The following is a 15,046-nucleotide window of genomic DNA, read 5'->3' on the forward strand; positions in this document are numbered from 1 at the left end:
CGGGTCGCAGCTATGGCGTCAATTGCATGTCGTCGCACGCCCGCCTTATGGTCGGTCAGAGTGACCGAGCGGTCAGTGCGAGTTCGTCTGGCAGGCGCTGCGGTTGTTTGATGCGCACGCGCTTTTGCCGGCTTTGCTGGCCGCTTTCCAGGCTGACCTGGCTCTTGCTGACGGCGAACGCGCTGGCGAGAAAGGCCAGCAGCTGGGCGTTGGCCTTGCCATCCACGGGCGGCGCGGTGAGGTGGATCTTCACTCGATCACCGTGCAGCCCAGCGAATTCATCCTTGCTCGCCTTGGGCTGCAGGTGGCACTCGAGAATCAGGTCGGCGCCATCCCAGCGAAAGTGGCTCATCAGCGCTCGCGGTCAGATCGCCAGGCTCAGGCCTTTGTACATGCCCGTCATGATCGCCAGGTTGCGGATCACCAGCATGTCGATCAGGTTGAGCAGCAGAAACGCGACGATGGGCGACAGATCCAGCCCGCCCATGCTCGGCAGGATGCGGCGGATCGGCGACAGCAGCGGCTCGCAGATCTGGTTGATCAGCATGGCGGTCGGGTTGTGGCTGCCCTGGGCGACCCAGGAAAGAATCACGCTGATGATCAAGGCGAAGAAGAACACCTTGAGGAACAGCGCGGTGACGCCAATGATCGACCACACCAGCAGCTGCAGCGGGTTGTCCAGGCCATAACCGAGCAGCATCAGGGTCAGCGCCATCAACACCAGCTGTACCACGATGGCCAGCACCAGCGAGGCCAGATCAAGCCCGGCCAGGCTCGGGATGATCTTGCGCAGCGGTTTCAGCAGCGGATGGGTGGCGCGCACGATGAACTGGCTGACCGGGTTGTAGAAGTCTGCCCGCACCAGTTGCAGGATAAAGCGCAGCAGCACGATCAGCAGGTACAGGCTGCCAATGGTCTGCAGGATATAAACGGCGGCGGTGTTGAGTCCGATCATTTTCGTTCCTTATTGACCGAGTTGTTCGGCCAGCTCGGCAGAGCGGTGGGCGGCGGCGTTCAGGGCTTTTTCAACCAGGGCTTCGAAGCCTTCGGCCTGGAAGGTCTTGATTGCCGCTTCGGTGGTGCCGGCCGGTGAGGTTACCCGGCGGCGCAGTTCGCTGGCATCGACATCGCTGGCCACGGCCATGCGTGCGGCGCCAAGAGCGGTGTGCAGGGTCAGCTGGGCGGCGGTCTCGCGCGGTAGGCCAAGCTTCTCGCCGGCGGCGGTCATGGCTTCGATCAGCAGGAAGAAATACGCCGGGCCGCTGCCGGACACGGCGGTCACGGCATCGATCTGCGCTTCCTGATCCAGCCACAGAGCCAGGCCGACGGCGCTGAGCAGTTGTTCGGCCTGCTGGCGCTGGGCCGGCGAAACCTGAGCATTGCCATACAGGCCGCTAACGCCCTGACGTAGTAGCGCGGGCGTGTTGGGCATGCAGCGCACAATGGCGCGCGGGCCGAGCCAGCTTTCCAGGCTGGCGCAGCTGATGCCGGCGGCAATCGACACCACCAGCTGCTGCTCGCCGATATGTGCGGCGAGGTCCAGGCATACCTCTTTCATTACTTGCGGCTTGATCGACAGCACGATCACGTCCGCACCCTGAATCGCCTCGGCGTTGCTGGCAAAGGTTTCGATGCCATGCTCGGCGCTGATCTTGCTGCGCTGTTCGGCGCCGCGGTCACTGGCGCGAATGGCGCTGGCGTCGATGCCCTGGGCACGCAGGCCGCCGATCAGGCTGGCGGCCATATTGCCGGCACCGATAAAGGCAATGCGGGGAGTGGTCATAACGGGCTTCCTTAATAAGGCTGAAGGCAAACTCAATCAGTTATTGCTGTAGTCGCGCGCGCCGAACAAGGCGGTACCGATGCGTACCCAGGTCGCGCCTTCGGCAATCGCCGCTTCCAGGTCATGGCTCATGCCCATGGACAAGGTGTCGAGGTCCAGGTTCAAGCCGTGTTGCAGCTCACGCAGGCGGGCGAAGGCGGCGCGTTGCTCGCCGGGGTCATCGGTGGGCTCGGGGATTGTCATCAATCCGCGCAAGCGCAGGTTGGGCAGTTGTGTAACCGCTTGTGCCAGTGCCAGCAGCTCGTCCGGATTGCAGCCAGACTTGCTGGCTTCACCACTGACATTTACCTGCAGGCAGATATTCAACGCCGGCAAATGCGCCGGGCGCTGATCAGACAGGCGCTGGGCGATTTTCAGGCGGTCCACCGAATGCACCCAGGCAAAGTGCTCGGCGATGGGCTTGGTCTTGTTCGACTGGATGGGGCCAATGAAGTGCCAGGTCAGCGGCAGATCGCTCAGTTCGACCTGCTTTTCCAAGGCTTCCTGCAGGTAGTTCTCACCAAAATCGCGGGTGCCGGCGGCAAACGCCTGGCGAATCGCCGCGGCCGGTTTGGTTTTGCTCACCGCGAGTAGGCCAACAGTCGCACAATCTCGCTGCGAGGCTTGCGCCGCCTCACGGATGCGCACTCCGACCTTTGCAATATTCTCTGCTATCGTGGACATTACTTGCGCCCGCCGCCTGGGTTTCGCGGCATTCTACCTGCTTGTCTGTCATTAGGGAGTCCCATGGATATCACTGAATTGCTGGCCTTCAGCGCCAAGCAAGGTGCATCGGACCTGCATCTCTCCGCTGGCCTGCCTCCGATGATTCGGGTCGACGGTGATGTTCGCCGGATCAATTTGCCTGCGCTGGACCATAAACAGGTGCACGCACTGATCTACGACATCATGAACGACAAGCAGCGCAAGGATTTCGAGGAATTCCTCGAGACCGACTTCTCCTTCGAAGTGCCCGGCGTGGCGCGTTTCCGGGTTAACGCCTTCAACCAGAACCGTGGTTCTGGTGCGGTTTTCCGAACCATTCCGTCGAAAGTGCTGAGCATGGAAGACCTCGGCATGGGCGAGATCTTCCGCAAGATTTCCGATGTGCCGCGTGGTCTGGTGCTGGTGACCGGGCCGACCGGTTCGGGCAAATCGACCACCCTGGCGGCAATGCTCGACTATATAAACAGCAACAAATACCACCACATCCTCACCGTTGAAGACCCAATCGAATTCGTTCACGAATCGAAGAAGTGCCTGATCAACCAGCGTGAGGTGCACCGCGACACCCTCGGCTTCTCCGAAGCCCTGCGTTCGGCCCTGCGGGAAGACCCGGACATCATCCTGGTCGGCGAGATGCGCGATCTGGAAACCATCCGCCTGGCCCTGACTGCTGCAGAAACCGGTCACTTGGTGTTTGGCACCCTGCACACCACCTCGGCGGCCAAGACCATCGACCGCGTGGTTGACGTATTCCCGGCCGAAGAGAAGTCCATGGTTCGTTCCATGCTCTCCGAGTCCCTGCAATCGGTTATCTCGCAGACCCTGCTGAAGAAGATCGGCGGCGGTCGTGTGGCAGCCCACGAAATCATGATCGGCACCCCGGCCATCCGTAACCTGATCCGCGAGGACAAGGTCGCGCAGATGTACTCGGCGATCCAGACCGGTGGTTCGCTGGGCATGCAGACACTGGATTCCTGCCTGAAGACCCTGGTAACCAAGGGCATCGTCAGCCGTGAAGCGGCGCGCGAGAAAGCCAAAACGCCAGAAAATTTCTAAATCGACAGTACCCGGCCGGCAATCGCCTGTCGGGTTCAGCCAAGCGGCAATCCACGCGCCTGCCGCTGGCCTTGGATAACCGCGTGATGCACATGGGCGAACAACGATGGAATTCGAAAAACTGCTGCGCCTGATGGTGGAAAAGGGCGGCTCCGACCTGTTTATTACTGCTGGCGTGCCGCCGTCGATGAAGGTCAACGGCAAGATCATGCCGATCACCAAGACGCCCATGTCGCCGGAGCAGACCCGCGAAACCGTGCATGCAGTGATGAACGAGCAGCAGCGCCGCGATTTTACTGAAAATCACGAATGCAACTTCGCCATCAGCGCCCGTGGCGTTGGCCGTTTCCGCGTCAGCGCCTTCTATCAGCGCAACCTGGCTGGCATGGTGCTGCGTCGGATCGAGACCAATATCCCGACGCTGGACGAGTTGAAACTGCCGGAAATTCTCAAGAAGCTGGCCCTGACCAAGCGCGGTCTGGTGCTGTTTGTCGGTGCGACCGGTACCGGTAAGTCGACTTCTCTGGCGGCGATGATCGGCTACCGCAACAAGAACAGCAGCGGCCACATCATCTCCATCGAAGACCCGATCGAATATATCCACCAGCACCAGAGCTGCATCGTTACCCAGCGTGAAGTCGGCATCGACACCGAATCCTTCGAAGTGGCGCTGAAGAACACCCTGCGCCAGGCGCCAGACGTGATTCTGATTGGTGAGGTGCGTACCCGCGAGACCATGGACCACGCCGTGGCCTTCGCCGAAACCGGCCACCTGTGCTTGGCTACCCTGCACGCCAACAACGCTAACCAGGCGCTGGACCGCATCATCAACTTCTTCCCGGCCGACCGGCAGAACCAGGTGTGGATGGACCTGTCGCTCAACCTCAAGGCCATCGTCGCCCAGCAGTTGATCCCCACTCCTGATGGCAAGGGCCGCCGCGCGGTGATCGAGGTGTTGATCAATACCCCGCTGGCTGCCGACCTGATCCGCAAGGGCGAGGTGCACGAGCTCAAGGCGCTGATGAAGCGCTCCACCGAGCAGGGCATGCAGACCTTCGACCAGGCGCTGTACAACCTCTACAGCCAGGGCGAAATCACCTACGAAGACGCGCTGCTGTATGCGGACTCGGCCAACGACCTGCGCCTGATGATCAAGCTCGGTTCGGAAACCGATGGCGACCATCTGAGCAGCATGGCCCAGGGCTTGTCGCTGGAGGTCAGCGAGGAAGATCCGGGTCGGCGTTTCCGCTGACGTCAGGCGCTTGCGCGTGGGTGTGGCGAATGCGTTTGCCGCCCTGGCGCGCGACGGCCTCAGCCTGGCCATCGCGTTGCGCGCCGGCGCGGGCTTGGCTCATCAGGCGTGGAATAAGCGGGCCTTCCGGCAGGTTTTTCCAGAAACGCACGGGCAGGCTGGTTTCCAGGGCGCTGCGGTTCAGCCGCGCTGGGTTGAAGGTGCTGCCGTAATAGGCCAGCCACAGCGCTTCCCCCTCATCCTCGGGCGTTTGCGCCAGGCGTTGCCACTCACTCGGGCAAGGCCGTTGGTAGTGCAGGCGCTGGCCATCCCAATACACGCCGTCATCCGGCGTGGCAATCAACCAGGTACTGCGTCCCAGGCGTTCGGCAAAGTGCCCGCTGGCACTGGCCAGAATGTCGTGGGCCGGTTCGTGCCAGGCCACCAGCTGCGGCCCTTCGGCGTGTTCCGGGCGTGGATGAAAGCGTAGAAAGGCATGCAGGTGGTGGGCTTCGCGGCGCACCGCTTTCAGTCGTTTATGCAGCTGACTGCCGTCAATATCGCCCGGCAGCATGGCCGCGCGATCACCTTGGGCGACACGCCAGAGAATCCGATAGAGCAGGCTCCAGCGATCCTCAATGCGAAAGCGTGCAGCGCTCTGCAGCAACTCCAGCAGCTGCTTGGGGATGCGCGGCGCAGGGGTTGTTGCGGCGGGGGTGGGGCTTATCGGCGTCTGGTCAAACAGCCCGCCGCGGTCACCATCGCCCAGCCAGGTGACCTGGTGCGGTGGCACGCCTTGCTGCAAAAGGCTTCTGGCAACTTCACGCCAGCCGGCAAAGCTGCCGTCGAATGGGGCGCGGTGCATTACCAGAGCGCCATCTGTGCTGGCGTTTCGCTCAGTTGCTGACGCAGCAGTAGCGATTCGCGGCTGGCCTGCAGAGGGCGATAGTCCTGAGTGACGATAAAGGGCTTGGCCTTTTCCAGTGCGCAGCGCAGGCGCGTCAGATCCTCGAAGCGGATGCGTTTCTGCCTGCGCAGGGCGACCAGGCGTTTCGCGCTCAGCACGCCGATGCCGGGAACGCGGGCGATCATCGAAGGTTCGGCGCGATTCAAGTCGACCGGGAAGTGCTCGCGGTTGTTCAGTGCCCAGGCCAGTTTCGGGTCGATATCCAGGGCCAGGTTGCCCGGGCCGCTGAGCAGTTCACTTACCGCGAAGCCGTAACCGCGCAGCAGAAAGTCAGCCTGATACAGGCGGTGTTCACGCAACAACGGCGGCGCTTCGAATGGCACGGTATTCGGGCTTTGCGGGATTGGACTGAACGCCGAGTAATACACCCGGCGTAGGCGGTAGTCGCCGTAGAGCGAGGCCGCGGTGTGCAGGATGGTGCTGTCATCGGTGGCGTCGGCGCCGATGATCATCTGTGTGCTCTGGCCGGCCGGGGCGAAACGCGGTGCACGTATTTCTGCGCGGGCTTCGCTCTCGCCCTGATGGATCGAGTGCATGGCCTGCTTGATGGTGAGCACCTTTTTCTCCGGGGCCAGGCGGATCAGGCTGCTCTCGGTGGGCAGTTCGATATTCACGCTGAGGCGGTCGGCGTAGCGCCCGGCTTCGGCAATCAGCAGTGGGTCGGCGTCGGGGATGGTCTTGAGGTGGATATAGCCGCGAAACTCATGCTCTTCGCGCAGCAATTTGGCCACGCGGATCAGCTGCTCCATGGTGTAGTCGGCCGAGCGGATAATCCCGGAGCTGAGAAACAGCCCGCTGATGCAATTGCGTTTGTAGAAGTCGAGGGTCAGGGTCACCACTTCTTCTGGGGTAAAGCGCGCGCGCGGTACGTCACTGGAGCGGCGGTTGACGCAGTACTGGCAGTCATACAGGCAGAAGTTGGTCAGCAGGATCTTCAACAGCGCCACGCAGCGCCCGTCCGGGGTAAAGCTGTGGCAGATGCCCATGCCATTGGTCGAGCCGATTCCGCTCTTGCCCTTGGAGCTGCGGTTTGGCGCGCCGCTACTGGCGCAGGAGGCGTCGTACTTGGCGGCGTCGGCGAGGACGGTGAGTTTTTCGATCAGTTGCATGGTGTTGCCTGCTTAACTGTTTATACATACAGTATTTAGCAATCCAGTGCGGGCTTCAAGCGCGGCGATGCTGGTGGCTGCGCTGGATTTCCCCAGGCGGCGAACCTTGCGTAGAGTGTGGCGTCAAAGCGTTACCAGCCACTAGGAGGCACATCTATGCAGCGACAGGACACGCACAGCAAACTTATCGGCTACCTGCTGTGGATTTTCGGTTTTCTCGGCGCGCACCGCTTCTATTACGGTAAGCCGGTGACCGGGACCATCTGGTTCTTCACCTTCGGTCTGCTGTTTATCGGCTGGATCGTCGACCTGTTTCTGATTCCGGCAATGGATCGCGAGGCCGATCTGCGCTTTACCGCAGGCGACACCGATTACAACGTGGCCTGGATTCTGCTGACCTTCCTCGGCATCTTCGGTGTGCACCGCATGTACCAAGGCAAGTGGATCACCGGGATCATCTACCTGTGCACCGGCGGCCTGTTTCTGCTCGGTGTGCTGTATGACTTCTGGACGTTGAACACCCAGGTGTCGATCAAGAACGCCGAACGCGGTTGATTTCAGGCACACAAAAAATCCCGCCGCGGCAGGTTTTTTGTGGGGCCAGGTTTTAAGCCTGGTAGCTGATATGCCCATCCACCAGGGTGAAACGCACGGCGCCCGGCAGGCAATGGCCGATAAACGGGCAATTGGCACCTTTCGAATACCAGCTCTCACCGGCCAGGGTCGAGGCCTGCGGATCAAACAGCAGCAGATCGGCGGGTGCGCCTACGCTGAGGTTACCAGCAGGCAGGCGCAGCGCTTGCGCCGGGCCGCTGCTCAGGCGGGCGAGCAGGGTGGGCAGGTCGAGCAGACCGTCCTGTACCAGACTCATGGCCAGCGGCAGCAGCAACTGCACACTGCTGATGCCTGGCTCGGTGGCGCCGAACGGTGCCAGTTTGGCGTCGCGTTCGTGCGGCTGGTGGTGGCTGGCGATGGCCGAGATCACCCCGCTTTTTACCGCAGTACGCAGGCCATCACGGTCGGCGGCGGTGCGCAGCGGCGGTTGCACGTGATAGAGACTGGAGAAATCGCTGAGGGCTTCATCGGTGAGAATCAGCTGATACAGCGCCACGTCGGCTGTTACTGGCAGGCCGCGGGCCTGGGCGTCGGCGATCAGTTGGGCGCCGCGCGCGCTGGTCAGCTGGCTGAAGTGCGCACGCACGCCGGTCTGCTCAACCAGCAACAGGTCGCGGGCCAGGGCCACGGTTTCCGCGCTTTCCGGAATGCCTGGCAGGCCGAGGAAGCTGGCGGTGGCGCCCTCGTGGGCCAGGCCGCCTTCGGCCAGGTCATGGTCCTGGGAATGGAAGATCACCGTCAGGTCGAAGGTGGCTGCGTATTCCAGGGCGCGGCGCAGGGTGCGGTTATTGCGGAAACTGTCCAGGCCGTTGCCGAAGGCCACGCAGCCGGCGTCGCGCAGGGCTACCAGTTCGGCCAGCTGCTCGCCTTCCAGACCTTTGCTCAGCGCGCCAATCGGGAACACCTTGGTGTGCCCGGCCTCACGAGCGCGGTCGAGGATCAGCTCGGCGACCGCCGGGGTGTCCAGTACCGGCTTGGTAAAGGGTGGGCAGCACAGGCTGGTGACGCCACCGGCGGCTGCCGCCAGGGTTTCCGTGGCGATGCTGCCTTTGCGGCTATAGCCCGGCTCGCGCAGGGCGACGTTAAGGTCGACCAGCCCGGGTGCGGCGACCAGGCCCTGGGCGTCGATGCTCTGCTCGGCGACGAAGCCGGCCGGTGCCTGGCCAATGGCGATGATCTTGCCGCTTTCGATATAAAGGTCGGCAAGTTGATCGAAGCCGCTGCTGGGGTCGATAACCCGGGCACCGAGGATACGGATGCGCATCAGTTTTGCTCCTCGGCATCTAGGTTGAGTTGGCGTTGCGCGGTCTGCCCGCTCATGGCCATGGACAGCACGGCCATGCGCACGGCGATGCCGTAGGTGACTTGATTGAGAATCACCGACTGTGGGCCATCGGCCACTGCCGATTCGATCTCCACGCCACGGTTGATTGGGCCTGGGTGCATGACCAGCGCATCCGGTTTGGCCAGTTTCAGGCGTTCCTCGGTGAGGCCGAACAGGCGGTAGAACTCGCCTTCGCTAGGCAGCAGGCCGCCGGTCATGCGCTCACGCTGCAGGCGCAGCATGATCACCACGTCGACATCTTGGAGGCCTGCAGCCATATCGCTGTAAACGGTCACGCCGTATTGCTCGATGCCGACCGGCAGCAGGGTTTTCGGCGCGATTACGCGGATATCGGGGCAGCCGAGAGTTTTCAGCGCAAGCATATTCGAGCGCGCTACCCGCGAATGCAGGATGTCGCCGACGATGGCTACCGAGAGGTTCTCGAAGCTGCCCTTGTGCCGGCGGATGGTCAGCATGTCGAGCATGCCCTGGGTCGGGTGGGCGTGACGACCGTCGCCGCCGTTGATGATCGCCAGGTTTGGGCACACGTGCTCGGCAATAAAGTGCGCGGCACCGGAGTCGGCATGCCGCACGACGAAGATATCGGCGGCCATGGCTTCGAGGTTGCGCAGGGTGTCGAACAGGGTTTCGCCCTTGCTGGTCGAGCTGGTCGACACGTTGAGGGTGATGACGTCGGCAGACAGGCGCTGGGCGGCCAGTTCGAAGGTGGTACGGGTGCGCGTGGAGTTCTCGAAAAACACGTTGCACACGGTCTTGCCGCGCAGCAGCGGGACTTTCTTCACTGCACGCGCGCCGACTTCGAGGAAGGAGTCGGCGGTGTCGAGGATTTCCGTCAGCAGCTCGCGGGGCAGGCCGTCGAGGGACAGGAAGTGGCGCAGTTGGCCTTGGTCATTCAGCTGCAGCGGGCGCTTGGCGGCTATGGTCGTCATCTGGCGAGTCTCAGTGGGCAAGCGTCTGGAGTTCGAGGGTCAGCGGCGTGGGGCCGGACAATTTTACCCGCTGGTCGCCGTCCAGCGACAGGGTGGCACCGACCACGTCCGGGCGGATCGGCAGCTCGCGGGCATTCAGGTCGAGCAGGCTGACCAGGGTTACGCTGGCCGGGCGGCCGTAGTCGAACAGCTCATTGAGCGCGGCGCGAATGGTGCGGCCGCTCATCAGCACGTCATCGATCAGCACCAGGTGTTGGCCTTCGATCTCGAACGGCAGCTCGGACGGTTGTACCTGTGGGTGCAGGCCATTCTGGGTGAAGTCGTCACGGTAGAAGGACACATCGAGAATGCCCAGCGCGTCGTCGCGGCCGAGGGCTTCCAGCAGCGCCTGGGCAACCCAGACGCCACCGGTGCGGATGCCGATAAAGCGCGGTTCGCTGATCTGCCGCTGATTCAGGTGGCTGGTCAGGGCGGCGGCCATTTGCGGTAGCAGTTCGGCCGGGTTGGGTAAGCTCATGGCAACACTCCAGGTGCAATCTTGGTGGGGGTTAGCCCAGGCAGTTTTCTTCGAGCCAGCCCTGTAAAAGTAGGGCGGCGGCCAGGGCGTCGACCGGGCGCTCGCGGTAGCCGCTGTTCTGCCCTTGCTGCAGGCGCTGGCCCTTGGCCTCGTAGGTGGTCAGGCGTTCGTCGTGGGTGTGTACGGGCAGATTGAAGCGGCCGTTAAGGCGGCGGGCGAACTTCTCGGCGCGCTCGCTCATCTCGCTTTTCGTGCCATCCATGTTCAGTGGCAGGCCAACGACGATGGCGTCCGGCTGCCATTCCTTGATCAGCGCTTCAACTTTCTGCCAGTCCGGCACGCCGTTCTGCGCCTTGAGGATGCACAGCTCGCGGGCCTGGCCGGTGATCACTTGGCCGACCGCGACGCCGATCTGTTTGCTGCCATAATCGAAGCCCAGCAGCAGGCGCAGCGGTTTTGTATTCGCCTCGGCCATCAGGCGTGCCCGGCTTGTGAGGTGAGCAGGCTGAGGTTGACGCCTAAGCGCGCGGCGGCGGCATTCAGGCGCTGATCGAAAGGCAGGTCGAAGAGGATGGTGTTATCGGCTGGGCAGGTCAGCCAGGCGTTGTCAGCCAGCTCGGCCTCCAGTTGCCCGGCTTCCCAGCCGGCATAGCCGAGGGTGATCAGGTATTTCTCCGGGCCAGTGCCGGCGGCGATGGCGAACAGCACATCTTGTGAGGTCGACAGACCCAGCTCGCCCAGCTCCAGGGTCGCCTGAAACTGCGAGCCGCTGGGGTGCAGAACAAAGCCTCGGTCAGTCTGCACTGGGCCGCCGGTAAATATCGGCAGGCTTTGGCACAGCACCGGCGGCTCGTCATCCGGGCGTAACTGTTCGAGCACGTCAGCCAGGTTGAGGCCGTTGGGCTTGTTGATCACCAGGCCCATGGCGCCGAACTCGTTGTGATCAATCAGGTAGGTGACGGTCTGCGCAAAATGCGGATCGGCCATGTGCGGCATGGCGATCAGGAAGTGGTGCTTGAGGTAGCTGGGGCTGGCGTCTTTCATGGGCGTTAGTTTCAGGCTTCAGGCCATTGGCTTCAAGCGCTGCGCTTGTTACGGCCGGTAAAAGTCTGGCTGATCAGTTGCTCGACAGGCGGTCGCCGCGCTCGAAGCGCCAGGTGCGGATGATTTCCAGGCGGTCGACATCGGCCAGGTCGCCGGTAAACGGTGCAAACGGCGCGGCCAGGCGCACGATGCGTAGGGCTGCTTGGTCGAGCGTGCGCTGGCCGGAGGATTCCAGTACCTGCACTTCGTACAGGGTGCCGTCGCGGTTGATCGATACCAGCAGGCGCAGGCTGCCGTAAATGCCCTGGCGGCGTGCTTCATCCGGGTAGTTGAGGTTGCCGACCCGCTCGACCTTCTTGCGCCACTCATCTTTGTACCAGGCACCTTTGTCGCGCATGGTCGAGGCGGCGTTGAGGCGATGGATCTTCGGCCGTTTGGCGTATTGCTGAACTTCCTGGGCCAGTTCGGCTTCCAGGCTGGCGATTTCCGAAGACAGTTGCGCGCTGTCGAATACCGGTGCTGGTCGGGTTTGCGGTGTGGGCTTGGTTTCTTCGCGTTTGACCGGGGTTTTCTGCTGTTGCGGGGTGCGAGTGGCGACGGCGGCTTTGGGCGCTTCCTGGCGCACGGCCGGCTGTTGCGGCGCGGCGGGCGGGGTGATGCGTTTGACTTCGCTGTCCTGAAATAGAGCCTGCTCGGTGGTTTTCGGCGCGGCCTTGTGGTCCAGGGTGCCGCTGCCTTGCTGGTTGTCCTGGGCGAGGAAGTCGGCTTCTTTGGGCTTTTCTTCGCTCTTGAAGGTGGAGAGGGTGATTTCCAGGGTTTTGCTGATTTGGCTCGGCTCGGCCAGGGTAAAGCCCAGGCCGAGGATCAGCGCAGCATGCAGTACGGCAGCGAGGAACAGGGTAAAGCCCAGGCGGTCCGCCGGCTGTACGCCGGCGCTGGAAAGTTCAGGGAGTTGGGCTGCTGCGTTCATCGCGTTTCGGGTCTGCTCAGGTTGCCGCGCAGTCTGCCGAGGGTGCATGGAAAAGTCTATGAAGCACTGCGCGCATTGAGCTTCTCGGCAATCACGTCCATCAATCGTTCGCCGATGCGCGTATCAAAGGCCGCGTCGATCTCGCGAATGCAGGTCGGGCTGGTCACGTTGATCTCGGTTAGGTGCTCGCCAATCACGTCCAGGCCAACGAACAGCAGGCCTTTCTCGCGCAGCGTCGGGCCGACGGCGGCAGCGATTTCACGGTCGCGCTCGCTCAGCGGGCGGGCTTCGCCGCGACCGCCAGCGGCGAGGTTGCCGCGGGTTTCGCCAGCCGCCGGAATGCGCGCCAGGCAATAGGGCACCGGTTCACCGTCAATCATCAGGATGCGCTTGTCACCATCCTTGATCGCCGGCAGGTAACCCTGGGCCATGATCTGCTGCTGGCCGTGGTTGGTCAGGGTCTCGAGAATCACCGAAAGGTTGGGATCGCCCTCGCGGTGACGAAATATCATCGATCCGCCCATTCCATCGAGGGGTTTGAGAATGATGTCACGCTGCTCTTTGGCAAACTCGCGCAGAATGTCGGCCCTACGGCTGACCACGGTCGGCGGTGTGTATTGGCTGAACTGGGTGGCAAAGTACTTTTCATTACAGTCGCGCAGACTTTGCGGGCGGTTGACCACCAGAACGCCTGCTTGCTCGGCTTGTTCCAGTAGGTAGGTGGAGTAGACAAACTCGTTATCGAAGGGCGGGTCCTTGCGCATCAGGATCACGTCCAGCTCGCTTAGCGCGATATCCTGCTCGTTACCCAGTTCGAACCAACGCTGTGGGTCGTTGTATACGCTAAGCTCTGAAAGTCGAGCGCGTGCTTCGCCCTTGGCTTGGTAAAGATCTTTCTGCTCTATATAGAAGAGGGTCCAGCCGCGCGCTTGGGCGGCCAGTAACATGGCCAGCGAGCTGTCCTTCTTGAAGGCGATCTGGGCGATGGGGTCCATGACAATGCCGAGGCGGACGCTCATGGCGGTGTTCTCCGTAAAATGGCAGCGATTAAAGTGTGCTAAGACGTGATGTGGCGTCAGGGTGGCGCTGACAAGTCGGGTGGTCAAGGAAAAACCTTGGCCCCGCGCGGCTTATAGATTGCATCTGGAGAGTGTGCTAAAAAGGCCCGACGATTGGGTTGTAGCCCGTCGGTGACAGGGCCTCAGGCGCACTGATATAACGCAAAAATAACGACTCACCGAGGCGATGGTAGGGCAAACATGGAACAGCATTCCGAGGGTTTGAGGGTGATGGTGATCGACGATTCGAAAACGATTCGTCGTACCGCGGAAACCCTGCTGAAAAAGGTGGGCTGCGAGGTGATTACTGCAGTTGACGGCTTCGATGCTTTGGCAAAGATCGCCGATACCCATCCGAACATCATCTTTGTCGACATTATGATGCCGCGGCTCGATGGCTATCAGACCTGTGCCTTGATCAAGAACAACAGCGCTTTCAAATCCACCCCGGTGATCATGCTGTCTTCCAAAGACGGTCTGTTCGATAAAGCCAAGGGTCGCATTGTCGGTTCCGATCAATACCTGACAAAGCCCTTCAGTAAAGAAGAGCTGCTCGGTGCGATCAAAGCCCATGTGCCTAACTTTGTACCGGTGGAACAAGCGTCCTGACGCCTGGCTGAACAGCTGAGCGCCTTTTTAAAGTATTGGGAAACACCATGGCTCGAATTCTGATTGTTGATGACTCGCCGACTGAAATGTACAAGCTGACCGCCATGCTGGAAAAGCACGGCCATCAGGTACTCAAGGCGGAAAATGGTGCCGACGGCGTTGCCCTGGCTCGCCAGGAAAAGCCGGACGCGGTGCTGATGGATATCGTCATGCCTGGCCTCAACGGCTTCCAGGCGACCCGCCAGCTGACCAAGGATGCGGACACCAGTCACATCCCGGTGATCATCGTTACCACCAAGGATCAGGAAACCGACAAGGTCTGGGGCAAGCGCCAGGGCGCGAAGGATTACCTGACCAAGCCGGTTGATGAAGAAACTCTGGTTAAAACCTTGAATGCGGTATTGGCCGGCTAATACCGGGTCAGTCCGCAATTAAAAAAGAATAAGGCCGCAGCTGGCATGTCGGACGCGCAAACACCTTTTCAAACCCTTCAGGATATCGACAGGCTCTGTCGTTCGCTGGCGGCTGGCTTGCCTTCGCAGCAAGCGGTGGTACAGACCTGGAGTGGTATCGGTTTTCGCATGGGCGAGCGTTTTTTCGTCGCGCCCATGGGCGAAGTTGGCGAGGTGTTACATGAGCCGCGCCATACCTTGTTGCCGGGTGTGAAAAACTGGGTCAAGGGCGTGGCTAACGTGCGTGGTCGCCTGCTGCCGGTGATGGACCTGTGCGGTTTCTTTGGCAGCGAGCTGTCGCCGCTGCGCAAAAAGCGCCGAGTGCTGGTGGTTGATCACCAGGAAGTCTTTGCCGGCCTGACGGTCGATGAAGTGTTCGGCATGCAGCATTTTCCTGTGGACACCTTCTCTGAGCAGCTGCCGCCGCTCGAGGCGTCCATAGCACCCTTTATCCACGGAGTATTTCAACGTGAACAGCCCTGGTTGGTGTTCAGCCCACACGCGCTGGCCCAGAACCCGGGTTTTCTCGACGTGGCGTATTAACAGTTTATCGGTGGGGTCGGCTTTGCCGGCCTTTTGGCGTTACATGGGAACCG

General features: G+C 61.6%; 19 protein-coding genes. 6 read left to right on the forward strand and 13 right to left on the reverse strand.

The genetic code is table 11. The features are described from left to right. Positions 1–55: 55 nt before the first annotated feature. The 4 genes from P3C18_RS02970 to P3C18_RS02985 are packed head-to-tail and all read right to left on the reverse strand — an operon-like array spanning position 56 to position 2,506. Positions 56–352 (reverse strand): DUF167 family protein, encoded by a 297-nt coding sequence (locus tag P3C18_RS02970; protein WP_275960383.1) that lies wholly within the window; start codon positions 350–352, stop codon positions 56–58. Positions 353–364: 12 nt separating this feature from the next. Further along, positions 365–955, reverse strand: a complete 591-nt coding sequence (locus P3C18_RS02975) for a YggT family protein (protein WP_090380362.1) — start codon at positions 953–955, stop codon at positions 365–367. A 9-nt stretch (positions 956–964) separates the two neighbouring features. After that, positions 965–1,783: a pyrroline-5-carboxylate reductase gene (gene proC / locus P3C18_RS02980; RefSeq protein ID WP_275960385.1), complete on the reverse strand. Its 819-nt coding sequence runs from the start codon at positions 1,781–1,783 to the stop codon at positions 965–967. Positions 1,784–1,819: 36 nt separating this feature from the next. After that, positions 1,820–2,506, reverse strand: a complete 687-nt coding sequence (locus tag P3C18_RS02985) for a YggS family pyridoxal phosphate-dependent enzyme (protein ID WP_275960387.1) — start codon at positions 2,504–2,506, stop codon at positions 1,820–1,822. Between the two features lie 63 nt (positions 2,507–2,569). On the opposite strand from P3C18_RS02985, the gene P3C18_RS02990 reads away from it, so the two are divergent. Then, entirely contained in the window at positions 2,570–3,604 is a 1,035-nt protein-coding gene (locus tag P3C18_RS02990) for a type IV pilus twitching motility protein PilT (protein WP_090250115.1), read from the forward strand. Positions 3,605–3,710: 106 nt separating this feature from the next. Then, entirely contained in the window at positions 3,711–4,856 is a 1,146-nt protein-coding gene (locus P3C18_RS02995; RefSeq protein WP_275960388.1) for a PilT/PilU family type 4a pilus ATPase, read from the forward strand. Here the strand turns inward: P3C18_RS02995 and P3C18_RS03000 are convergent. Further along, positions 4,822–5,700 (reverse strand): TIGR03915 family putative DNA repair protein, encoded by an 879-nt coding sequence (locus P3C18_RS03000; protein ID WP_275960389.1) that lies wholly within the window; start codon positions 5,698–5,700, stop codon positions 4,822–4,824. The genes P3C18_RS02995 and P3C18_RS03000 overlap by 35 nt on opposite strands. Next, positions 5,700–6,911, reverse strand: coding sequence for a putative DNA modification/repair radical SAM protein (locus P3C18_RS03005; RefSeq protein WP_275960390.1), 1,212 nt, complete (start codon positions 6,909–6,911; stop codon positions 5,700–5,702). The genes P3C18_RS03000 and P3C18_RS03005 overlap by 1 nt, the downstream gene beginning before the upstream one ends. Before the next feature lie 156 nt (positions 6,912–7,067). Here P3C18_RS03005 and P3C18_RS03010 point away from each other — a divergent pair, with 156 nt between their 5' ends. Beyond that, complete coding sequence (locus P3C18_RS03010) at positions 7,068–7,466, forward strand: TM2 domain-containing protein (protein ID WP_275960391.1); 399 nt, start codon at positions 7,068–7,070, stop codon at positions 7,464–7,466. A 52-nt stretch (positions 7,467–7,518) separates the two neighbouring features. Here P3C18_RS03010 and P3C18_RS03015 read toward each other — a convergent pair whose 3' ends face one another. The 7 genes from P3C18_RS03015 to gshB form a co-directional block, all read right to left on the reverse strand. Next, a complete protein-coding gene (locus P3C18_RS03015; protein ID WP_275960392.1) occupies positions 7,519–8,790 on the reverse strand; it encodes a dihydroorotase in 1,272 nt (423 codons plus the stop codon). Next, complete coding sequence (locus tag P3C18_RS03020; RefSeq protein WP_275960393.1) at positions 8,790–9,800, reverse strand: aspartate carbamoyltransferase catalytic subunit; 1,011 nt, start codon at positions 9,798–9,800, stop codon at positions 8,790–8,792. The genes P3C18_RS03015 and P3C18_RS03020 overlap by 1 nt, the downstream gene beginning before the upstream one ends. Positions 9,801–9,810: 10 nt before the next feature. After that, complete coding sequence (gene pyrR, locus P3C18_RS03025; protein ID WP_275960394.1) at positions 9,811–10,317, reverse strand: bifunctional pyr operon transcriptional regulator/uracil phosphoribosyltransferase PyrR; 507 nt, start codon at positions 10,315–10,317, stop codon at positions 9,811–9,813. 31 nt (positions 10,318–10,348) lie between these two features. After that, a complete protein-coding gene (gene ruvX / locus P3C18_RS03030; protein ID WP_275960395.1) occupies positions 10,349–10,792 on the reverse strand; it encodes a Holliday junction resolvase RuvX in 444 nt (147 codons plus the stop codon). Next, a complete protein-coding gene (locus P3C18_RS03035; RefSeq protein ID WP_275960396.1) occupies positions 10,792–11,361 on the reverse strand; it encodes a YqgE/AlgH family protein in 570 nt (189 codons plus the stop codon). Before P3C18_RS03035 ends, ruvX begins: the two co-directional genes overlap by 1 nt. A gap of 73 nt (positions 11,362–11,434) precedes the next feature. Then, complete coding sequence (locus P3C18_RS03040; RefSeq protein ID WP_275960397.1) at positions 11,435–12,331, reverse strand: energy transducer TonB; 897 nt, start codon at positions 12,329–12,331, stop codon at positions 11,435–11,437. Between the two features lie 56 nt (positions 12,332–12,387). After that, positions 12,388–13,350 carry a glutathione synthase gene (gshB, locus tag P3C18_RS03045; RefSeq protein ID WP_275960398.1) on the reverse strand — a complete coding sequence of 321 codons (963 nt, stop codon included), beginning with the start codon at positions 13,348–13,350 and terminating at the stop codon, positions 12,388–12,390. Positions 13,351–13,590: 240 nt separating this feature from the next. Between gshB and pilG the strand changes: the two genes are divergently transcribed. From pilG to P3C18_RS03060, 3 genes are read left to right on the forward strand one after another with little or no spacing between them, the layout of a single operon-like run. Then, entirely contained in the window at positions 13,591–13,998 is a 408-nt protein-coding gene (gene pilG, locus P3C18_RS03050; protein ID WP_275960399.1) for a twitching motility response regulator PilG, read from the forward strand. A 47-nt stretch (positions 13,999–14,045) separates the two neighbouring features. Further along, positions 14,046–14,411 (forward strand): twitching motility response regulator PilH, encoded by a 366-nt coding sequence (gene pilH / locus P3C18_RS03055; protein WP_108485952.1) that lies wholly within the window; start codon positions 14,046–14,048, stop codon positions 14,409–14,411. Positions 14,412–14,456: 45 nt separating this feature from the next. Then, positions 14,457–14,993, forward strand: coding sequence for a chemotaxis protein CheW (locus tag P3C18_RS03060; RefSeq protein ID WP_160012894.1), 537 nt, complete (start codon positions 14,457–14,459; stop codon positions 14,991–14,993). The last annotated feature ends 53 nt before the right edge of the window (positions 14,994–15,046 follow it).

Source organism: Pseudomonas sp. 1928-m, assembly GCF_029269135.1.
Taxonomy (GTDB): Bacteria; Pseudomonadota; Gammaproteobacteria; order Pseudomonadales; family Pseudomonadaceae; genus Aquipseudomonas.